The sequence below is a fragment of the Shinella sp. WSD5-1 genome (assembly GCF_963942435.1).
Classification (GTDB): Bacteria; Pseudomonadota; Alphaproteobacteria; order Rhizobiales; family Rhizobiaceae; genus Shinella; species Shinella yambaruensis.
Genome location: NZ_OZ012596.1, coordinates 463274 through 482570 on the forward strand (window position 1 = coordinate 463274; position 19297 = coordinate 482570).

Consider the following 19297-nt stretch of genomic DNA (forward strand, 5'->3'; position numbering starts at 1 on the left):
TCCTTCGCGGGTTACTGGCGCGGGATTACTGGGCGAGCAGCTTGTCGAACAGCGCCTTGTCGTAATCCGAGTAGATGTAGCCGTCGGCCGGGAACTGGTCCGCGCGGGCGAGGTAGGTATCGATGGTGCTGTCGTCGATGACGGGCAGCGGCACCTTGACGAAGGCCGGCACGTCCTTGCCTTCCAGCGCCTGCACGGCCGTGTAGACCGAGAGCGCGCCGAGCCAGTTCGGCTGCATGGTGGCCCAGCCCTTCAGGCCCTTTTCCTTCCACAGTTCGAGGAACTGGCGGGCATTCTCGCCGGTGATCGGCACCTGCTCGCGGCCCTGGCGGTCGAAGGCCATGACGGAACCGGCCGAAATCGCGCCGCCGAGCGACAGCACGCCGTCGATTTCCGGATTGGCGAAGAGCAGGCTGGTCATCGCCTCCTGCGCCGGCGCGACATTGTATTCCGTGTTGGTCTCGGTGATGATTTCGAGGTCCGGATTGGCGTCGAGCACCGGCTGGGCGCCCTTGCGGCGGTCATCGCTGACGGAAATCCCGGCCGGGCCGTTCATGATGATGATCTTGCCCTTGCCGCCGAGCTGGTCGGCAAGCCACTTGGCAGCGCCCGCGCCCCATTCGCTGGAATCGGTGTTGATCTTCGCCGTCACCTTGTCCGTGTTGACGAGGCTGTCGAAGTTCACCACCGCGATACCCTTGTCGCAGGCATCCGAAATGACGCGGTCGAGCGCGTTGGAGGAGCCGGCGATGACCACGATCGCATCGACATTGGCGTCGATCATCGACTGGATGTGCTGGATCTGCGTCTGGGCGTTGCCCTGCGCGTCCGTGATCATCAGGTCCTTCACGAGACCGGCCTTCTTCAGCTCCTCGACCTCGGCAGCAATCGTGCCTTCGGTCTGCTTCATCCAGGTCGGCACCGAATAGATGTTCGCCCAGCCGACCGTATAGGGCGCCTTGCGGTCGCCCTTGATGCAGTTGGCGGCGGCCGAGGCGCTGCCGGCCGAAAGGGCAAGGATGGCCGCAGCGGCGGCGGCGCCCGCGAGAAGGCGGCGGCGCCGCGAAACGGTCGGGCTGTTTTCAAGCGTTTTCATGTCGTTCCCCTTTTTTGCGGCAGCGGATACGGGCTTGCCATCCGTCAATGTCCAATATATTGAACATATGATCTTTATAATGGACGATGCGATCTTATGCCGAATTTTCCGCCCCGCAAGGGGAGGTCGAAAATTTCGCATGCGACGACGTCCGGCCGCCGCGGATTGACAGATCGCCCGGGCGGCGGGAGAAGCGTGACGAGGACGAAGGCAGGAACGGACGAGATGGATGCTATTGCGGACGATGCAGGCGGCAAGCGGGCCCGGGGACTCGATCGCGCCTTCGAGATCCTCGATTTCCTGCGCCAGAAGCGGCAGGCGCTGAAGCCGAACGAGATCGCCGCGCAGATCGGCGCGCCGCGCTCATCGGTCTACGAGCTGGTGAACCTCCTCCTGCGCAACGGCATCCTGGAATTCACCGGCGGCGACGGCCGCGTCTATCTCGGGCGGAAACTCTATTTCCTTGGCGCGGCCTACGAGAACCATTTCGACTTCACCCGCGAATGCGAGGCGGCGCTGGAGCGGCTGGCCGGCGAAACGCGCGAGACCGCGCAATTCTGCATGCTGGACGGCAACAAATACACCGTCGTGCACATGCGCGAGGGCGCAAGGCCCTTCCGCATCTCCACCGATATCGGCCAGTCGGTGCCGATCCCGTGGACCGCTTCCGGCCGCCTGCTCGTCGCGCACATGACGGACGAGGAGATCCTCGCCTTCATCCCGCCGCAGGATTTCCAGCTGCCGGGCGGCGAATGGCTCGACCCGCAGGCCTTCCTCACCGAGGTGCGCCAGGCCGGGCACGAAGGCTTCTTCACCTTCAACAGCATCGTCGACAGCTTCACCCATTGCTTCGCCGTGCCGGTCATGGACGAGGGGCATGCCGCCGCCACGCTGTGCCTCGTCACCCCGCGCGACGACGGACTGGCCAACCGCGATCGCTACCTCGCCTGCCTGAAGGATGCAGCCGCCAGCCTCGGCCAGGCGCCGACGCGGCCGAAGCGCAGCTGACCGTGCCGGCTCAATCCGCCCGATTGGATAGCCAGCGGTCGATCCCCTCCGCTGCCGCCCGCCCGGTCGCAAGGCAGGCCGTCAGCAGGTAACCGCCGGTCGGCGCCTCCCAGTCGAGCATTTCGCCGGCCACGAAGACGCCCGGCAGGGCCTTCAGCCCATAGTCCGCATCGATGGCATCGAACCGGATGCCGCCCGCCACGGAAATCGCCTCCGCGATCGGCCGCGGCCGGACGAGGGAGATGGCCAGGGCCTTGATCGCCGCGGCCAGCGCATCCGGCGGCAAGGCCTGGACGTCCCGGACGCATTCCCGCAGCAAGGCCGCCTTGACCCCGTCGAGGCCCGCGCCCTTGCGAAGCCGGCTGGAAAAGCTCGCCTTGCCGCCCTGCCGGGCGAGGTCGGCCGCAAGCCGCGCGAGACTGCGCCCGGGTGCAAGATCGAGCGTGAGGGAGGCCGCGCCCGACGCCTCCAGCGCATCGCGCAGAACCGCCGCATGGGCATAGACGAGGCTGCCCTCGATACCCGTCTTCGAGACGACGAATTCGCCGGGGATCGTGCCCGCCGCGGACTGCGCCGTGACGCCCTTGACCGGCGCGCCGGCGAAGCGCTCGGCGAAGACCGGCGACCAGTCCACGTCGAAACCGCAATTGGCCGGGCGGAAGGGCGCGATGCCGACGCCCCGTTCCGCAAGGCCATCGATCCAGGTCGCATCCGAGCCGAGCCGCGGCCAGCTCGCGCCGCCGAGCGCCAGCAGGACCGCATCGAACGCCATCACGGCCACACCCTCGGGCGTCTCGAAACGCAACCCTTCCGGCGCAAATCCCGTCCAGCGATGGCGCACGCGGATGGCGACGCCCTGCCCTTCCAGCCGCGCCCGCCAGGCCCGCAGCAACGGCGAGGCCTTCATGGCGACCGGAAACACCCGTCCCGAGGATCCGACGAAGGTCTTCGTGCCAAGCCCCTCCGCCCAGGCCCGCAGGTCCCCGGGCGTGAAGGCATCAAGCGCCGGCCGCAGATGCGCGCCCGCCACGCCGAAGCGGGCGGCGAAACGGTCATAGGGCTCGGAATGGGTGATGTTGAGGCCCGACTTTCCGGCCAGCAGGAACTTTCGCCCGATGGTCGGCATGGCTTCCAGCACGCTCACCGCATGGCCGCGCGCCGCAAGCACCTCCGCCGCCATCAGCCCGGCCGGCCCACCGCCGACGATCCCGATCCGCCGCTTGTCCATTCCACACCGCCTTGAAACCCTGCGCCGTTCTCATAAATCGTCTCCGGCGGCTCCGCCAGCACTCTTGCCGGTATAGGATCCGCACAGCAGAATCAGGAGACGGATATGGACATCAAGCGCAACGGCACCAGCCCCTCGACGCCAGGCCCGGCCGACTACTTCACCGGCAAGGTACGCCTCGACACGCCTTTCAAGGCGGAAGCCCCCGGCCGCGCCGGCGGCGCCATCGTCACCTTCGAACCCGGCGCCCGCACCGCCTGGCACACCCACCCGCTCGGCCAGACCGTCATCGTCACCGCCGGCCTCGGCTGGGCGCAGCGCGAGGGCGGGCCGATCGAGGAGATCCGCCCGGGCGACGTCGTCTGGTTCCCGCCCGGCGAAAAACACTGGCACGGCGCGACGGACAGGACCGCGATGACCCATGTCGCCATCGCCGAAGCGCAGGACGGCTCGCCCGTGACCTGGCTGGAACAGGTGACGGACGAACAATATCTCGGCAAGGCGTGAGGCCACCCCGCCCCACGCCGGACGATCAGTTCGGAAGGCCGGGCGCCTCGTGGCCGGTCTGGGCGACGTATTCGGTATAGCCGCCCGGATATTGATGCACGTCGTCGCCGTTGAGCTCCAGCACGCGGTTCGACAGCGCGCCGAGGAAATGGCGGTCGTGCGACACGAAGAGCATGGTGCCCTCGTATTCCGAGAGCGCCTTGATCAGCATTTCCTTGGTGTCGAGGTCGAGATGGTTGGTCGGCTCGTCGAGGATCAGGAAATTCGGCGGATCGAACAGCATCGCCGCCATCACCAGCCGCGCCTTCTCGCCGCCGGACAGCACCCGGCACTTCTTCTCGACGTCGTCGCCGGAAAAGCCGAAGCAGCCGGCCAGCGTGCGCAGCGGCCCCTGCCCCGCGCGCGGAAACTCCGCCTCCAGCCACTGGAAGACGGTCAGGTCCCCGTCGAGCAGATCCATAGCATGCTGTGCAAAATAGCCGACCTTGACGCTCGCCCCGATCGTCACGCTGCCCGTATCGGGGCGTACCGCCCCGGCGACGAGCTTCAGCAGCGTGGACTTGCCGGCCCCGTTGATGCCCATCACGCACCAGCGCTCCTTCCGGCGGATGAGGAAGCTGAAATCCCGGTAGATGGACCGGCTGCCATAGGCCTTGTCGACATTCCTGAGGCTGACGACGTCCTCGCCCGAGCGCGGCGCCGGCTGGAACTCGAACATGACGGCCTGGCGGCGGCGCGGCGGCTCGACCCGCTCGATCTTGTCGAGCTTCTTGACCCGGCTCTGCACCTGCGCGGCGTGGGAGGCGCGCGCCTTGAAGCGCTCGATGAACTTGATCTCCTTGGCGAGCATCGCCTGCTGGCGCTCGAACTGCGCCTGCTGCTGCTTCTCGTTCTGCGCCCGCTGCTGCTCGTAGAAGGCATAATCGCCCGAATAGGTGGTGAGCGAGCCGGCATCGATCTCGATGATCTTCGTCACGATGCGGTTCATGAACTCGCGGTCGTGCGAGGTCATCAGCAGCGCCCCGTCATAGCTCTTCAGGAACTGCTCCAGCCAGATCAGGCTTTCGAGATCGAGATGGTTGCTCGGCTCGTCGAGCAGCATGACGTCCGGCCGCATCAGCAGGATGCGCGCCAGCGCCACCCGCATCTTCCATCCGCCGGAAAGCTTGCCGACATCGCCGTCCATCATCTCCTGGCTGAAGCTCAGGCCCGCCAGCACCTCGCGCGCCCGGCTCTCCAATCCGTAGCCGTCGAGCTCCTCGTAACGCGCCTGCACCTCGCCATACCGCTCGATGATCGCGTCCATCTCGTCAAGCCGGTCGGGATCGACCATCGCCGCTTCGAGCGCGCGCAGCTCCGCGGCGACCGAACTCACCGGCCCTGCCCCGTCCATCACCTCGGTGACGGCGCTGCGGCCTTCCATCTCGCCGACATCCTGGCTGAAATAGCCGATCGAAACCACCTTCTCGACCGAGACCTGCCCCTCGTCCGGCGCCTCCTGCCCGGTGATCATGCGAAAGAGCGTTGTCTTGCCGGCCCCGTTCGGCCCGACAAGCCCGATCTTCTCCCCCCGGTTCAACGCGGCGGACGCCTCGATGAACAGGATGCGGTGGCTGTTGGACTTGCTGATGTTCTCGATGCGGATCATGAAAAACCGGGCCTCGTCGTGTCCCGCGCCCTATGCCATGAGGCGGCGCATCAAGTCCATGCCGCAGGCGCGCCCGACAGAAATGAAAAATTCCGCTTCGATGGAATAAGCCGCCACGCGCCCCGTTCCTCCCGCGCAACACGGCAATTCTGCCCGTCGACGAAGGAGTTTTCACATGGTTACGAAACGCGGAAATGACGACGACAACCGTATCGTCGGTACGAACCAGAAAGACCATCTCTACGGCCGCTCGGGCGATGACTTGCTTTTTGGCTATGGCGGTAACGATTTCCTCTATGGCGGGGAAGGCAACGATCGCATCGATGCGGGTAGTGGCCGAAATCACGTGTGGGGCGGCGAAGGCAACGACCGGATCGTATCGGGCGGCGGCGACGACAAGCTATGGGGCGGGGACGGCAACGATGTCCTGCGCGCCGGCGACGGCGACAACCGCCTCGTTCTCGGCGAGGGCAACGACCATGCCGTCGCGGGCAGGGGTCGCGATCAAATCAGCGGCGGCGAAGGCAATGACGTGATCTATGCCGGGGCCGGCAGCGATGTGATCTCTGGCGGCGAGGGCGACGACAGGATCTGGGGCCAGTCCGGCAACGACCGCATCGTCGCGCATGAGGGCAACGACGTTCTGAACGGCGGCGCCGGAAACGACAGGATGACCGGCGGCGAAGGCGCCGACGTCTTCGTCTTCAACGGCGGCCGCGACATTATCACCGACTTCGAAAACGGCGACGACCGCATCGACGTCTCACACTACGACCGGTTCGACAGCTATGCGGCCATCCGCGCGGCCGCCAGCCAGTCCGGCAACAACGTCATCATCCGCGCCGGCGACGACTATCTGGTCCTTGAGGACACGCGGCTCGGCGAACTCAGCCGTGACGACTTCAGCTGGTAAGGCCGATGGGCAGATAACGATGCACAAAACCAAACAAGAGGTAGGGTGCCGCCGATCCGTTCGGCGGCGCTTGCCGGGAACCGAAATATCGGGCGATTATGGCGGAGAGGGTGGGATTCGAACCCACGATACCCTTGCAGGTATGCCGCATTTCGAGTGCGGTGCATTCGACCTCTCTGCCACCTCTCCGCATCGGGTCGACGCTTTTCAGCGCGGGCGGTACATAGCGGGTGTCGGGCGGGGTTGCAAGGGGGCTGGCGCGCGGAAAGTTCATCTATTTGTCATGGTGACGGAAATCCCCTTGACAGTTTTCATGGCCTCACCTATTGCGCAAGGTGCAGTGGCATAGGTCCGACCTGTGCCGCTACGTTGGTTCTTTGTGCCATGCCGAGAGGCTATCCCGCAAGGAATCGTTTGAGCCGGCGGTGCGCCAATGCATCGCCATTACCGACTGACAAAAAGACGGCCTTGCCTTCAGAGGCAAAGAGCCGGCACGAACATGAAAGGATAAAATATGTTCGCAGTCATCAAGACCGGCGGTAAGCAGTACCGCGTGGCCGCCAACGACGTCCTGACGATTGAAAAGCTGTCGGGTGACGCAGGCGCCAAGATCGAATTCACCGAAGTGCTGATGGTCGGCGTCGGCGCCGATGCCACGATCGGCGCGCCCTTCGTCGAAGGCGCCATCGTGACCGCCGAAGTCGTCGAGCATGGCCGTGGCAAGAAGGTCATCGCCTTCAAGAAGCGCCGCCGCCAGAACTCGAAGCGCTCGCGCGGCCATCGTCAGCACAACACGACCGTCCGCATTCTCGACATCGCCGCAGCCGGCAAGGCCAAGAAGGCTTCCAAGAAGTCCGAAGCCGCCGCTGAAGCCGCAGCCGAATAATCTGGACAGGTAAAGGAGAACTCCCATGGCACACAAAAAAGCTGGCGGCTCCTCGCGCAACGGTCGCGATTCCGAGTCCAAGCGCCTTGGCGTGAAGAAGTTCGGCGGCGAAGCCGTCGTCGCAGGCAACATTATCGTCCGTCAGCGTGGCACGCAGTGGCATCCCGGTGCCAATGTCGGCCTCGGCAAGGATCACACGATCTTCGCCCTTACGGCTGGCAATGTGAATTTCCGTACGAAGGCCAACGGTCGCGTCTACGTGTCTGTAGCCCCGAAAGCGGAAGCAGCGGAATAAGCCGGTAGCGCTCTAAAACAGCCGGCGTCTCATCGACCCGGCTGACGCTACAGGTTCAGGCCTGAAGAAAAAAGGGGAGATGGGGCAAGACCTTATCTCCCCTTTTTGCTCTGGAGGACTGAACCATGCAGACCGAATTGTTAAGGGAAGGCCAATCACGGTCTCCCAAGGAACGGCTGAGGCCTGAACGGTCGAGGACCGATTGCCCGATCTTGCTGTCGCAGAGGCTCGTCATGAGAGCCCCGCACGAAGACGACATCGACGCCCTTGCCCATCTCGCCAACAACGCCAATATCGCCAACATGGTCGCCCGCATGCCGCACCCCTACACGGTCGCGGATGCTGCCGATTTCGTGCGACGCACACGCGCCGGCGCGATTGGCAAGTGCGTCTATGCCATTACGAAAGCCGACAACGGCGCCTTCCTCGGATGCTGCGGGATCGAACCGCACGAGGACGGGCGGACGGTCGAGCTCGGCTATTGGTTGGGCGAGCCCTACTGGAACCAGGGATATGTCACCGAAGCGGCTCACGCGCTGATCGACATGGTCTTCCGCACCCGCGACATCGAGCAGATCGATGCGCGCTGCCGGGTCATGAACATCCCCTCGCGGCGGGTCATCCAGAAGTGCGGCTTCCAGTTCCAGGCGACCGGCATGGTGCAGAGCCTTGCCGTCGGCGGCATGGTGCCCGTCGAATGGTATCGGCTGGACCGCAAGACCTGGGTCTCGCTGAAGAGCTGGGGAGGCATGCGATGAACGTCCTGCAGACCCAGACGGAAGGCGCGCGCATCGTCGGCCCCGGGCCCTGCCCGACCGTCGCGACGGCGCGCCTCGTCCTGCGCCCGCACCGCATGTCCGATGCGCAGGCGATCGCCCAGTCGCTGAACGACTTCCAGGTCTCGCGCATGCTGGCGCGGGTGCCCGCGCCCTATGACCGGCAGGATGCGGCCGAATGGCTTTCCGTCGCCACCACCGATCTCAACGAGGGCTGGGCCTTCGCCATCACCGCGGGAGACGACGTGCATATCGGCTGCGTCTCCTTCGAGCGCAGCCGCAGCGGATGGGAGCTCGGCTACTGGCTGAACCGCTTCTACTGGGGGCGGGGCTATATGAGCGAGGCCGTGCATGCGGCGACGGCGCGGTTCCTGATGCGGATGCCCGGCACGGACATCCGGTCCGGCATCTTCGCCGACAACGTCGCCTCGCTCAGGGTGCAGGAGAAGGCAGGCTTCCGCATCACCGGATGCAGCGATCTCTTCTGCGTCGCCCGCGGCGCGATGGTGCCGCATATCGAAACGCGGCTGGAGCCGGGCGATTTCCGCCCGGCGGCACCGCGGCACTGAAAAGGGACCGGGGCGGAGACATCCGCCCTGTCCCCCCACCGACGTCATCCTCGAGCTCGACCCGAGGATCCTGTGTGTTTGGTCTGATGTAAGATGGTTGCGGGAAGGAGGCCGAGAGGATCCAGGCCGCCGTTTGTGACGGCAGGCCGCGGCGTGGCTTGGTCCCTTCCCGCTTCGCCCATCAACCTGAACAGTTGCACGGGGCTGTCGCCACAGACCCCGCACACAGGAGCAGGCGCCATGACGATACACCATACCTTCATCGGCTGCGACATCGGCAAGGACATGATCGACATCTTCGATCCGAAAACGGCCAGGTTCTGCCGCATCCCCAACGAGCAGACCGCGCTGTCCGCTTTTGCCTGTCGCCTCGACCCGGCCACCGACCTGGTCGTCTTCGAGGCGACAGGTCATTGCGACCGGATGCTGCGCCTGTGTCTTTCACAGGCCGGCATCGCCTTTGCCCGCGTCAACCCGAAGACGGCCCGGCGCTTTGCCGAAGCGCGGGGACGGCTGGCCAAGACCGACCGCATCGATGCCCGCTCGCTTTGCGAGATGGGAACCATGTTCGGCCTGACGGCCGAGGCGCCGCCTTGCCCGGTCCGCGAGCGGCTGGCGGCCCTTGCCCGCCGCCGGGATCAGCTCGTCGATGCCCGTGCAACCGAGCGCCGGCATCTTTGCGATGCCTTCGATCCCGCCATCCGCGCCGACATCGAGGCCATGATCGCCATCCTCGGCGAGAGGATCGCCTCGATCCAGGCTGCGATCGACCACCACATGAAGAGCCAGGCCCTCACCGAACACGCCCATCGCCTTACCTCCGCGCCCGGCGTGGGCAAGGTGACAGCCTTGACCCTGCTGGCCCATATGCCCGAACTCGGCAGCCTTTCGCCCAAAACAGCCGCAAGCCTTGCCGGCCTTGCTCCCTTCAATGACGATTCCGGCAGGAGAAACGGCCGCCGCCGCATCAAGGGCGGCAGGCCACGCGTGCGAAAGGCCCTCTACATGGCGGCCCTCGGCGCAATCAAGGCCTCAGCGCGCCTGCGCGCCTTCCATCAGGCCGTCTCAGCCAGAACAGACTCCGCAAAGGCCGGCATCATCGCCGTCGCAAGAAAGCTCATCACGATCCTCAATGCAATGCAGCGCGACAAAACCAACTTCGCTTGAACACAGTTGCCATGCAGCGAGTGTGGCGTGGATGGTCGGGTCAAGCCCGACCAAGACGGAGGAGAGGGTTTCCCGGTTTTAGAGTGTTCGGCTCGTTTCATTCACGAAAGCTCGAACCAGACCGGCATATGGTCCGAGCCGTAGGCGGTCTCGTCGACCCAGGCGTCCGTCAGCCGTTCCACGAGGCCATGGCTGAGGAAGCAGTAATCGAGGAAGAGGCGCTCGGTATGGTTTTTCGGATCGACCCAGCTGTAGCTGGCGGCGTGGCGCTTGCCGAGGCCGGCCAGCGCGTCCACCGGATGGGTGGCGCGGATCTGGCGGCCGTAGAGCGCATCCACGCCGCCGACCATCTCGCAATATTCCGGCGATTCCGGCACCATGTTGAAATCGCCCATCAGCACGTAGTCCTCCGGCACCGGCGGCTCGGCAAGGTCGAATTCATGGGCGCCGGAAATCGCGCCGCCCTCGACGGAGTAGAGCTGGGCACGGTCCTTCAGATACCGGATCTGCGCGATGCGCTCGTCGCGGTGCACATGGTCGAGATGCACGGAATAGATACGGAGCGGCCCCCTGGGCGTTGCGATCACCGCCTCGGTCGCGCCGCGCTGCAGGTTCAGCTTGTCGAGGGTGCGCGTGCGCGGCAGGAGCATGGTGCGGGTCGACAGGATCGGCCAGCGCGAGAAGATCATGTTGCCGAACTGGAAGCGGCGGTTGACCACGCGGCCCTGTTCGATTGCCGAGCCCGCATCGAGATCGCAGGCCGCCCCGAAGACGGAATAGTGATTGGCAAGCAGCGTCTGCAGCTCGGCGACCATGTCGACATGGCCGTTGCGGCTGAAATTGCGGGTCACTTCCTGCAGCGCGATGATATCGGCGCCGTGAATGCTGGAGACGATGCGCGGCAGATCGAACCGGTTGTCGAGACCGATGCCGTACTGGACGTTGTAGCTGACGAATTTCACGATAGTCTTTGACCTCTCACGGAAGCGGCTATATCGAAGACGGCACTATGAAAATACGAGAAAAGCGAACGGCGAGCCGATGAAGTTCCTGGACGAAGCAAAAGTCTATATCCGGTCCGGTGACGGCGGGGCAGGGGCTGTCTCGTTCCGCCGTGAAAAATTCGTCGAATTCGGCGGCCCCGATGGCGGCGATGGCGGGCGCGGCGGCGATGTCTGGGTGGAGGCCGTCAACGGCCTCAACACGCTGATCGACTTCCGCTACCAGCAGCATTTTAAGGCCGCGACCGGCACGCACGGCATGGGCCGCAACCGCACCGGCGCGAACGGCGCCAGCGTGACGCTGAAGGTGCCGGTCGGCACGCAGATCTTCGAGGAAGACAACGAGACGCTGATCGTCGACCTGGTGACGGAAGGCCAGCGCTTCAAGCTGGCCGCCGGCGGCAATGGCGGCTTCGGCAACGCGCATTTCAAGTCGGCGACCAACCAGGCGCCGAACTGGGCCAATCCGGGCCTGGAAGGCGACGAGAAGACCATCTGGCTGCGCCTTAAGCTGATCGCAGATGCTGGCCTCGTCGGCCTGCCCAATGCGGGGAAATCGACCTTCCTCGCCACCTGCACGCGGGCCCGGCCGAAGATCGCCAACTATCCCTTCACCACGCTGCACCCCAATCTCGGCGTCGCGACGATCGACGGCAGCGAGTTCATCCTCGCCGACATTCCCGGCCTCATCGAGGGCGCGCATGACGGCATCGGGCTTGGCGACCGGTTCCTTGGCCATGTCGAGCGCACGCGCGTGCTGCTGCACCTCGTCTCCGCGCAGGAAGAGGACGTCGCCAAGGCCTACACGACGGTGAAGCACGAGCTGGAAGCCTATGGCGGCGGCATCACCGACAAGCCGGAGATCGTCGCGCTCTCGCAGATCGACCTGCTCGACGAGGACGAGCTGAAGAAGAAGACCAAGGCGCTGGCGAAGGCGAGCGGGCAGACGCCGTTCCAGATTTCCGCCGTCGCCAATGTCGGCATGACGGGCACGCTCAGGGCGCTGCGCGACATCATCGTTGAGGCGAAGAACTCCGGATCCGACGACTGAGATGACGAAGCACCGCAAACCGCTCGGAAAATACCGCCGGATTGTGATCAAGATCGGCTCGGCCCTGCTCGTCGACCGTGCGAGCGGCCTGAAAAAGGCCTGGCTCGACGCCATGTGCAGGGACATCGCGGCGCTGCGCGCCGGCGGCACGGAGGTGCTCGTCGTCTCCTCCGGCGCCATCGCGCTCGGCCGCTCCGTGCTGAAGGTGCCCTCGGGCGCCCTGAAGCTGGAGGAGAGCCAGGCCGCCGCCGCCGTCGGCCAGATCGCGCTGGCCCGCGCCTGGTCGGAAAGCCTCTCGACCGACGGCATCGTCGCCGGCCAGATCCTCCTGACGCTCGGCGACACGGAGGAACGGCGTCGCTACCTCAACGCCCGCGCCACGATCAACCAGCTCCTGAAACTCGGCGCCGTCCCCATCATCAACGAGAACGACACGGTCGCGACGACGGAAATCCGCTACGGCGACAACGACCGGCTCGCCGCGCGCGTCGCCACCATGACCGGCGCCGACCTGCTCGTCCTGCTCTCCGATATCGACGGGCTCTACACGGCCCCGCCGCATCTCGACCCGGAGGCGCGGTTCCTCGAAACCATCGCGGCGATCACGCCCGAGATCGAGGCCATGGCCGGCGGCGCGGCCTCGGAACTGTCGCGCGGCGGCATGCGCACCAAGATCGATGCCGGCAAGATCGCGACGGGCGCGGGCTGCGCCATGATCATCGCCTCCGGCAAGGTCGACCACCCGCTGCGCGCCGTCGAGCAAGGCGCGCGCTCCTCCTGGTTCGCGCCCTCGGGCTCGCCGGTGACGGCGCGCAAGACCTGGATCGCCGGGCAGCTGCAGCCGGCCGGCCGGCTGGAGATCGACGCCGGCGCGGAAACGGCGCTGACCTCGGGCAAGAGCCTGCTGCCCGCCGGCGTGCGCGGCGTCTGGGGCACGTTCTCGCGCGGCGACACGGTCTCGATCTACGGCACGAACGGGCGCGAGATCGCCCGCGGGCTTGCCGGCTACGACGCGGACGAGGCCCGTATGATCATCGGCAAGAAATCGGCGGAGATCGCCGCCATTCTCGGTTATGCCGGCCGCGCCGCCATGGTGCACAGGGATGACCTCGTGGTGACCGGCCTTTCCGCGCCGCTCGCCGCCGAGGCGAAAAGGGACGTCAGCCATGCTTGACCAGGTCAGGACCGATATCGACAGCCTGATGGCCGAGATCGGCCGCAATGCCCGCGCCGCGGCGCGGCCACTCGCCATCGCCACCGCCGATGCGAAGAACCGCGCGCTCGACGCGATGGCCGCGGACATCCTTGCCGGCCGCGATGCCATCCTCGCCGCCAATGCCATCGACCTTGCCAATGCCCGGGAAAGCGGCGTCGCCGCTTCTTTCATCGACCGGCTGACGCTGACGGCCGAGCGCATCGAGGGCATCGCGGACGCGATCCGCGACATTGCCGGCCTGAAGGACCCGGTCGGCGACGTCATTGCCGAATGGGACCGGCCGAACGGCCTGCATATCGAGCGCGTGCGCACGCCGCTCGGCGTCATCGGCGTCATCTATGAAAGCCGGCCGAACGTGACGGCGGATGCCGGGGCGCTGTGCCTCAAGGCCGGCAATGCCGTGATCCTGCGCGGCGGGTCGGACAGCGTGAATTCATCGCAGGCGATCCATTCCTGCCTCGTCGCCGGCCTCAAGGCCGCCGGCCTGCCGGAACACGCCATCCAGTACGTGCCCGTCACGGACCGTGCCGCCGTCGGCGCCATGCTGTCCGGTCTCGGCGGCACGATCGACGTCATCGTGCCGCGCGGGGGAAAAAGCCTCGTCGCGCGCGTGCAGAGCGAGGCGCGCGTGCCGGTCTTCGCCCATCTCGAAGGCCTGTGCCACATCTACGTCGACAAATCCGCCGATCTCGACATGGCGAAGACGATCGTCGTCAACGCGAAGATGCGCCGCACGGGCATCTGCGGCGCGGCGGAGACGCTGCTGATCGACCGCGCCGCGGCCGACACGCATCTCTCGCCGCTTCTCGAAGGCCTGCGCGCCGCCGGCTGCGAGGTGCGTGCGACGGACGAGATCCGCGCCCGCATCGAGAACCTTGTCGCCGCGACGGAGGCGGACTGGTCGACCGAATATCTCGACGCCATCATCTCCGTCACGCTCGTCGACGGCATTTCCGGCGCGATCGAGCATATCAACCGCTGGTCCTCCGCCCACACGGAAGCCGTGATCGCCGAGGATCCCGCGGTCGTCGAGCGCTTCTTCACGGAGATCGATTCGGCGATCCTGCTGCACAACGCCTCCACCCAGTTCGCCGATGGCGGCGAGTTCGGCATGGGCGGCGAGATCGGCATCGCGACGGGCAAGATGCATGCGCGCGGCCCCGTCGGCGTCGAGCAGCTCACCTCCTTCAAATACCGCGTGCGCGGCACCGGACAGGTGCGGCCCTAAGTGACGTCGGACGCGGTTGCAGAGCGCTACCTGAGAATGCCGCATGCGGAAAAGGGCATGGCGATCGGCCTGTTCGGCGGCTCGTTCAACCCGCCGCACGAGGGCCATGCGCTGGTCGCGGAAATCGCCCTGCGCCGCCTCGGTCTCGACCAGCTCTGGTGGATGGTGACGCCCGGCAACCCCTTGAAGAACCACCGCGAACTCGCTCCGCTCAGCGAGCGCATCCGGCTCAGCGAGGACATCGCCCCCGGCCCGCGCGTTAAGGTGACGGCCTTCGAGAAGCGGCTCGGCCAGAGCTATACGGCAAGGACCCTCCAGCGCGTGCAGGCGCTGAACCGCGGCGTCCACTTCGTCTGGATCATGGGCGCCGACAATCTCGGCACCTTCCACCGCTGGCAGAACTGGCAGAAGATCGCCTGCACCTTCCCCATCGCCGTCATCGACCGGCCGGGCTCGACGCTCGCCTATCTCTCCTCGCGCATGGCCAAGACCTTCGACTATGCGCGCATCGACGAGGAGGACGCGATGTCGCTTGCCCGCCGCCGGGCGCCGGCCTGGACCTTCATCCACGGCCCCCGCTCGCCGCTCAGCTCCACGGCGCTGCGCAGCCAGGCGGCGCTAGAGAAAACCATCCCTCAGAAGTGACGTCTTGAAAGTGGTAACCTTTGATGCCTACATTTAGTAGGTGCCGGCCCGACACGCCGGCACAAGACGTGCTTGTCCTGTTACACAGAAAGGAACGAACCTGACAACAGTGCACGCGAAGGGAAACGTCATCGGCGTTTTCTCCAAGAGCGCGGGAAGGGGCGACGATGCCGCCGACCGTGCCCTTCAACTGGTCCTCGCAAGCCTCGAGGACTCGAAGGCAGAAGATATCGTCACCATCAACATTGCCGGCAAATCGGCGCTGGGCGACTACATGGTGGTCGTGTCCGGACGCTCGAACCGTCATGTCATGGCGATTGCCGACCATCTCATCTCCGATCTCAAGGACGAAGGCCTGGGCAATGCCCGCGTCGAGGGCCTGGAGGCGGGCGACTGGGTGCTGATCGACACGGGCGATATCATCGTTCACGTGTTCCGGCCGGAAGTCCGGGAGTTCTACAACATCGAACGGATGTGGGCAGCTCCCGAGATCGAGGACGGCACCGTCCATTGAAATGACGCCGGGCGCCTGTCCGGCGAGGAAAAACGGTGGCGCGGCTTAGGCGTCACCCGAACGGACAGGGCTTGGGGCGATGCGGGTTGGACTTTTTGCGGTTGGACGGCTGAAGGCCGGCCCTGAGAAGGATCTTGCGGCCCGCTACATGGACCGTTTCGCCAAGGCCGGCCCCGCGATCGGCCTCGAGCTCGGCAAGCTTGCCGAGGTCGGCGAAAGCCGCGCCGGCAATGCCGAGACGCGCAAGCGCGAGGAAGCGGCCATGCTGCAGAAGGCGCTGCCCGACGGCGCCGTGCTGATCCTGCTCGACGAGCGCGGCAAGGCGCTCGACTCCCCCGCCTTCGCCGATCTCATCGGCGGGTTTCGCGATGCCGGCAAGCGCGAGCTGATGATCGCCGTCGGCGGCGCCGACGGGCTCGATCCCGCCCTCTACGAGCGCGCCGACGCCACGCTCTGCCTCGGCAAGATGACCTGGCCGCACCAGCTCGTGCGCATCCTCATCGCCGAACAGCTCTATCGCGCCGTCACCATCCTCTCCGGCCACCCCTATCACCGCAGCTGACGCAGGCGTCACCGCCGCGCAAGGCTGAAGGCGCACGATGGGCGCAGCCGTATTTTCGGCGCGGTTTGTTGGCCAAGTGACGTTCTTGGCGAAAGCGCCAAATCAGCATAGAGCGGGGAGAACGGACGTTCGGGAAGCGATGAGGAAAGCCCATACAGCCAATCGGGGGGAAGGCATCGGCCGCCTGCTGCGGCCGGCTAGGCTTTGTGCTGCCCTGGTGCTGGCTCTTCTGCCCCAACCCATTGCCGCCGAGCCGAACGAGACCGGCGTCGCGCAGGAAAAGACGGGATCGCTGCCGAAGGCCGAGTCCGATCCGGCCGCTGCCCTGACGCTGCGCCGCGACAGCACGCGCCGCGAACTGGAAACATTGTCCCGGTCGCTCACGGTTTCCGAAGAGAAGACGAAAGAGCTGGAAGCCGAGATCGCCAAGCTGGAGAAGACCCGCCAGACCCTGCGCGAGGAAATCGTCAAGTCGGCCGCCATGCGCAAGAGCATGGAGGAAAAGATCCTCGCCGGCGAAAAGCGGCTGGAGGGCATGCGCGAGCGGGAGGCGGGCGTTCGTGCCTCGCTGCACGAGCGCCGCGGCCTCCTGGCGGAGGTTCTCGCCGCGCTCCAGCGCATGGGGCGAAATCCGCCGCCTGCCCTGCTCGTCAACCCCGAGGATGCCCTGTCTTCGGTCAGGAGCGCCATTCTCCTCGGCGCGGTCGTCCCGGACATCCGCAAGGAGACGGAAGAGCTCGTCGACGACCTGACGGCATTGATGGACATCAAGAGCGATATCGACCGCGAGCGCACGGAACTGACCGATGCCATGCAGCTTCGCATCGAAGAGGAGAAGCGCTCCGAACTGCTTGTCGCCCAGAACGAGGCGCTGGCGCAGACCAACGGCCGCACGCTGGCCGCCGAACGCCGCCGCGCCGAGGAGCTCGCCGCCCGCGCGACCAGCCTCGAGGGCCTGATCGGCAGCCTGGAGCGCGACATCGGCTCGGTGCGCGACGCCGCCGCGCTCGCCCGCGCCAAGGAGGAGGAACGCCGGAGCCAGAGCGCGGCCGAACGGGAGAAGGCGAGGGCGCTCGCCCGCGACGGCGTGCCCGACAAAAACCGCATTGCTCCGGCATATGAATTCTCCGAACTGCAGGCAAAACTGGACTTTCCCGTGGCCGGCGACGTTCTGCGCCAATTCGGCGAAGCGGACGGCACCGGCCATGATTCGCAGGGGCTGACGCTGGCGGCCAATCCGGGCGCGCTCGTCACGGCCCCCGCCGATGGATGGATCGTCTTTGCCGGCACGTTCCGCAGTTATGGGCGCATGATCATCCTGAACGCCGGGGAGGGCTACCATCTGGTGCTCGCCGGCATGGATCGGGTGAGCGTGCGGGAGGGTCAATTCGTCGTGGCGGGAGAACCGCTCGCCGTGATGGGTGAAAAAAGGGTGGCGAGTGTCAACGCTTTGACGCTGGAAACGGACAAGCCGACACTTTACATTGAATTCCGAAAGAACGGAAAACCGGTTGATTCCCGGCCGTGGTGGTCCGCAAAAAATTCTGGAAAGGCACGCAATGATACGTAGGGCTTCTCTTGTTCTCGTCGGTGCACTCATGGGTGCCACGGCGATGAGCGTCATCAACACGGCCACGCTGCCGGCCGAAGCCGCCGGCTCGTCGACCTATCGCGAGCTTTCCATCTTCGGCGACGTCTTCGAGCGCGTGCGCGCGCAATACGTGACGCCGCCCAAGGAAGACCAGCTCATCGAGAATGCCATCAACGGCATGCTCACCTCGCTCGACCCGCATTCCTCCTACATGAATGCCAAGGACGCCGAGGACATGCGCACCCAGACGCGCGGCGAATTCGGCGGCCTCGGCATCGAGGTCACGATGGAGGACGAGCTCGTCAAGGTCATCACACCGATCGACGACACGCCGGCCGCCCGCGCGGGCGTTCTTGCCGGCGACTTCATTTCCAAGATCGACGGCCAGGACGTGCGCGGCCTGAAGCTTGAGGAAGCGGTCGAGAAGATGCGCGGCGCGGTCAACACGCCGATCAAGCTGACGCTGATCCGCAAGGGCGCCGAAAAGCCGATCGAACTGACCATCATGCGCGACATCATCGCCGTGAAGGCCGTCAAGTCCCGCGTCGAGAACGATGTCGGCTATCTGCGCGTCATCTCCTTCACGGAGAAGACCTATGACGACCTGGAAGCCGCGATCACCAAGATCAAGGAAGAGGTTCCGGCCGACAAGCTGAAGGGCTACGTGCTCGACCTCCGCCTCAACCCGGGCGGCCTGCTCGACCAGGCGATCAACGTCTCCGACGCCTTCCTGGAGCGCGGCGAGGTCGTTTCGACCCGCGGCCGCAACGAGGACGAGACCCGCCGCTTCAACGCAACGCCGGGCGACATCACCGACGGCAAGCCGGTCATCGTCATGGTCAATGGCGGTTCGGCCTCGGCCTCGGAAATCGTCGCCGGCGCGCTGCAGGACCTGCGCCGCGCCACCGTGCTCGGCACGCGCTCCTTCGGCAAGGGCTCCGTCCAGACCATCATCCCGATGGGCGATGCCGGCGCGCTGCGCCTGACGACGGCGCTCTATTACACGCCGTCCGGCAAGTCGATCCAGGGCACCGGCATCACGCCGGACATCACGGTCGAGCAGCCGCTGCCGCCCGAACTGCAGGGCAAGCTGGAATCCGCAGGCGAATCGAACCTGCGCGGTCACATCCAGGGCCAGAGCGAGACGGAGGCCGGCTCCGGCTCCTCCGCCTATGTGCCGCCGGAAGCCAAGGACGACCTCCAGCTTCAATATGCGCTGGAACTGCTGCGCGGCCAGAAGACCGACAAGGCCTTCCCGGCCAATCCGGAAAAGGCCGAGCTGAACAAGTAACCCGCTTCCTCCGGGCCCGTGACCGCACGGGCCTGGATTTCTTCATGCACCAGACGCATGTCGTGATCGCAAAACAGCCACTGCTTTTGCGCGGCATGCCCTAGA

General features: G+C 65.8%; 20 protein-coding genes and 1 tRNA gene. 16 read left to right on the forward strand and 5 right to left on the reverse strand.

Translation table 11 applies throughout. From position 1 onward, the window contains the following. Window positions 1-25: 25 nt before the first annotated feature. Complete coding sequence (locus AABQ55_RS02145) at window positions 26-1096, reverse strand: ABC transporter substrate-binding protein (RefSeq protein WP_272807103.1); 1071 nt, start codon at window positions 1094-1096, stop codon at window positions 26-28. Between the two features lie 225 nt (window positions 1097-1321). Between AABQ55_RS02145 and AABQ55_RS02150 the strand changes: the two genes are divergently transcribed. After that, entirely contained in the window at window positions 1322-2104 is a 783-nt protein-coding gene (locus AABQ55_RS02150; protein WP_245083164.1) for an IclR family transcriptional regulator, read from the forward strand. A gap of 10 nt (window positions 2105-2114) precedes the next feature. Here AABQ55_RS02150 and AABQ55_RS02155 read toward each other — a convergent pair whose 3' ends face one another. Further along, a complete protein-coding gene (locus tag AABQ55_RS02155) occupies window positions 2115-3332 on the reverse strand; it encodes a TIGR03862 family flavoprotein (RefSeq protein WP_272807104.1) in 1218 nt (405 codons plus the stop codon). A gap of 105 nt (window positions 3333-3437) precedes the next feature. Here AABQ55_RS02155 and AABQ55_RS02160 point away from each other — a divergent pair, with 105 nt between their 5' ends. Next, window positions 3438-3839: a (R)-mandelonitrile lyase gene (locus AABQ55_RS02160; RefSeq protein WP_272807105.1), complete on the forward strand. Its 402-nt coding sequence runs from the start codon at window positions 3438-3440 to the stop codon at window positions 3837-3839. 25 nt (window positions 3840-3864) lie between these two features. On the opposite strand, the gene abc-f is transcribed toward AABQ55_RS02160, so the two are convergent. After that, a complete protein-coding gene (abc-f, locus tag AABQ55_RS02165; protein WP_272807106.1) occupies window positions 3865-5487 on the reverse strand; it encodes a ribosomal protection-like ABC-F family protein in 1623 nt (540 codons plus the stop codon). A 175-nt stretch (window positions 5488-5662) separates the two neighbouring features. On the opposite strand from abc-f, the gene AABQ55_RS02170 reads away from it, so the two are divergent. Then, entirely contained in the window at window positions 5663-6400 is a 738-nt protein-coding gene (locus tag AABQ55_RS02170; RefSeq protein WP_272807107.1) for a calcium-binding protein, read from the forward strand. 99 nt (window positions 6401-6499) lie between these two features. On the opposite strand, the gene AABQ55_RS02175 is transcribed toward AABQ55_RS02170, so the two are convergent. Continuing rightward, window positions 6500-6589: transfer RNA gene (locus AABQ55_RS02175), tRNA-Ser, on the reverse strand. Between the two features lie 325 nt (window positions 6590-6914). On the opposite strand from AABQ55_RS02175, the gene rplU reads away from it, so the two are divergent. From rplU to AABQ55_RS02200, 5 genes are all read left to right on the forward strand, one after another. Further along, window positions 6915-7286, forward strand: a complete 372-nt coding sequence (gene rplU / locus AABQ55_RS02180; protein ID WP_245083095.1) for a 50S ribosomal protein L21 — start codon at window positions 6915-6917, stop codon at window positions 7284-7286. A 25-nt stretch (window positions 7287-7311) separates the two neighbouring features. After that, entirely contained in the window at window positions 7312-7581 is a 270-nt protein-coding gene (rpmA, locus tag AABQ55_RS02185; protein ID WP_064331928.1) for a 50S ribosomal protein L27, read from the forward strand. A 125-nt stretch (window positions 7582-7706) separates the two neighbouring features. Further along, window positions 7707-8339 carry a GNAT family N-acetyltransferase gene (locus AABQ55_RS02190; protein WP_024270533.1) on the forward strand — a complete coding sequence of 211 codons (633 nt, stop codon included), beginning with the start codon at window positions 7707-7709 and terminating at the stop codon, window positions 8337-8339. Beyond that, the gene (locus tag AABQ55_RS02195; protein ID WP_272807108.1) at window positions 8336-8926 is read left to right on the forward strand and encodes a GNAT family N-acetyltransferase; all 591 of its coding nucleotides are present in this window, start codon (window positions 8336-8338) and stop codon (window positions 8924-8926) included. The genes AABQ55_RS02190 and AABQ55_RS02195 overlap by 4 nt, the downstream gene beginning before the upstream one ends. Before the next feature lie 240 nt (window positions 8927-9166). Then, on the forward strand, window positions 9167-10093 hold the full coding sequence (locus tag AABQ55_RS02200) for an IS110 family transposase (protein WP_272806860.1): 927 nt from the start codon (window positions 9167-9169) through the stop codon (window positions 10091-10093). A 101-nt stretch (window positions 10094-10194) separates the two neighbouring features. On the opposite strand, the gene AABQ55_RS02205 is transcribed toward AABQ55_RS02200, so the two are convergent. Continuing rightward, on the reverse strand, window positions 10195-11055 hold the full coding sequence (locus AABQ55_RS02205; RefSeq protein ID WP_272807109.1) for an endonuclease/exonuclease/phosphatase family protein: 861 nt from the start codon (window positions 11053-11055) through the stop codon (window positions 10195-10197). Window positions 11056-11134: 79 nt separating this feature from the next. On the opposite strand from AABQ55_RS02205, the gene obgE reads away from it, so the two are divergent. The 8 genes from obgE (at window position 11135) to AABQ55_RS02245 (ending at window position 19192) form a co-directional block, all read left to right on the forward strand. Beyond that, window positions 11135-12145, forward strand: a complete 1011-nt coding sequence (obgE, locus tag AABQ55_RS02210; protein WP_272807110.1) for a GTPase ObgE — start codon at window positions 11135-11137, stop codon at window positions 12143-12145. Window position 12146: 1 nt separating this feature from the next. Then, window positions 12147-13319: a glutamate 5-kinase gene (gene proB, locus AABQ55_RS02215; protein WP_272807111.1), complete on the forward strand. Its 1173-nt coding sequence runs from the start codon at window positions 12147-12149 to the stop codon at window positions 13317-13319. Next, complete coding sequence (locus AABQ55_RS02220) at window positions 13312-14589, forward strand: glutamate-5-semialdehyde dehydrogenase (protein ID WP_272807112.1); 1278 nt, start codon at window positions 13312-13314, stop codon at window positions 14587-14589. The genes proB and AABQ55_RS02220 overlap by 8 nt, the downstream gene beginning before the upstream one ends. Before the next feature lie 36 nt (window positions 14590-14625). Continuing rightward, window positions 14626-15234, forward strand: a complete 609-nt coding sequence (locus AABQ55_RS02225; RefSeq protein ID WP_244770816.1) for a nicotinate-nucleotide adenylyltransferase — start codon at window positions 14626-14628, stop codon at window positions 15232-15234. 40 nt (window positions 15235-15274) lie between these two features. Next, window positions 15275-15748, forward strand: coding sequence for a ribosome silencing factor (gene rsfS / locus AABQ55_RS02230; protein WP_398432870.1), 474 nt, complete (start codon window positions 15275-15277; stop codon window positions 15746-15748). Window positions 15749-15827: 79 nt separating this feature from the next. Further along, window positions 15828-16310 carry a 23S rRNA (pseudouridine(1915)-N(3))-methyltransferase RlmH gene (rlmH, locus tag AABQ55_RS02235; RefSeq protein WP_272807113.1) on the forward strand — a complete coding sequence of 161 codons (483 nt, stop codon included), beginning with the start codon at window positions 15828-15830 and terminating at the stop codon, window positions 16308-16310. A 139-nt stretch (window positions 16311-16449) separates the two neighbouring features. After that, complete coding sequence (locus AABQ55_RS02240; RefSeq protein WP_272807114.1) at window positions 16450-17880, forward strand: murein hydrolase activator EnvC family protein; 1431 nt, start codon at window positions 16450-16452, stop codon at window positions 17878-17880. Continuing rightward, on the forward strand, window positions 17870-19192 hold the full coding sequence (locus AABQ55_RS02245; protein WP_244770718.1) for a S41 family peptidase: 1323 nt from the start codon (window positions 17870-17872) through the stop codon (window positions 19190-19192). The genes AABQ55_RS02240 and AABQ55_RS02245 overlap by 11 nt, the downstream gene beginning before the upstream one ends. Window positions 19193-19297 lie beyond the last annotated feature (105 nt).

What these genes read in the sequence shown, in the direction of transcription:
- AABQ55_RS02145 (WP_272807103.1), bottom strand. Translation starts at nt 1,096, where the DNA reads ATGAAAACGCTTGAAAACAGCCCGACCGTTTCGCGGCGCCGCCGCCTT.
- AABQ55_RS02150 (WP_245083164.1), top strand. Translation starts at nt 1,322, where the DNA reads ATGGATGCTATTGCGGACGATGCAGGCGGCAAGCGGGCCCGGGGACTC.
- AABQ55_RS02155 (WP_272807104.1), bottom strand. Translation starts at nt 3,332, where the DNA reads ATGGACAAGCGGCGGATCGGGATCGTCGGCGGTGGGCCGGCCGGGCTG.
- AABQ55_RS02160 (WP_272807105.1), top strand. Translation starts at nt 3,438, where the DNA reads ATGGACATCAAGCGCAACGGCACCAGCCCCTCGACGCCAGGCCCGGCC.
- abc-f (WP_272807106.1), bottom strand. Translation starts at nt 5,487, where the DNA reads ATGATCCGCATCGAGAACATCAGCAAGTCCAACAGCCACCGCATCCTG.
- AABQ55_RS02170 (WP_272807107.1), top strand. Translation starts at nt 5,663, where the DNA reads ATGGTTACGAAACGCGGAAATGACGACGACAACCGTATCGTCGGTACG.
- rplU (WP_245083095.1), top strand. Translation starts at nt 6,915, where the DNA reads ATGTTCGCAGTCATCAAGACCGGCGGTAAGCAGTACCGCGTGGCCGCC.
- rpmA (WP_064331928.1), top strand. Translation starts at nt 7,312, where the DNA reads ATGGCACACAAAAAAGCTGGCGGCTCCTCGCGCAACGGTCGCGATTCC.
- AABQ55_RS02190 (WP_024270533.1), top strand. Translation starts at nt 7,707, where the DNA reads ATGCAGACCGAATTGTTAAGGGAAGGCCAATCACGGTCTCCCAAGGAA.
- AABQ55_RS02195 (WP_272807108.1), top strand. Translation starts at nt 8,336, where the DNA reads ATGAACGTCCTGCAGACCCAGACGGAAGGCGCGCGCATCGTCGGCCCC.
- AABQ55_RS02200 (WP_272806860.1), top strand. Translation starts at nt 9,167, where the DNA reads ATGACGATACACCATACCTTCATCGGCTGCGACATCGGCAAGGACATG.
- obgE (WP_272807110.1), top strand. Translation starts at nt 11,135, where the DNA reads ATGAAGTTCCTGGACGAAGCAAAAGTCTATATCCGGTCCGGTGACGGC.
- proB (WP_272807111.1), top strand. Translation starts at nt 12,147, where the DNA reads ATGACGAAGCACCGCAAACCGCTCGGAAAATACCGCCGGATTGTGATC.
- AABQ55_RS02220 (WP_272807112.1), top strand. Translation starts at nt 13,312, where the DNA reads ATGCTTGACCAGGTCAGGACCGATATCGACAGCCTGATGGCCGAGATC.
- AABQ55_RS02225 (WP_244770816.1), top strand. Translation starts at nt 14,626, where the DNA reads ATGCCGCATGCGGAAAAGGGCATGGCGATCGGCCTGTTCGGCGGCTCG.
- rlmH (WP_272807113.1), top strand. Translation starts at nt 15,828, where the DNA reads ATGCGGGTTGGACTTTTTGCGGTTGGACGGCTGAAGGCCGGCCCTGAG.
- AABQ55_RS02240 (WP_272807114.1), top strand. Translation starts at nt 16,450, where the DNA reads ATGAGGAAAGCCCATACAGCCAATCGGGGGGAAGGCATCGGCCGCCTG.
- AABQ55_RS02245 (WP_244770718.1), top strand. Translation starts at nt 17,870, where the DNA reads ATGATACGTAGGGCTTCTCTTGTTCTCGTCGGTGCACTCATGGGTGCC.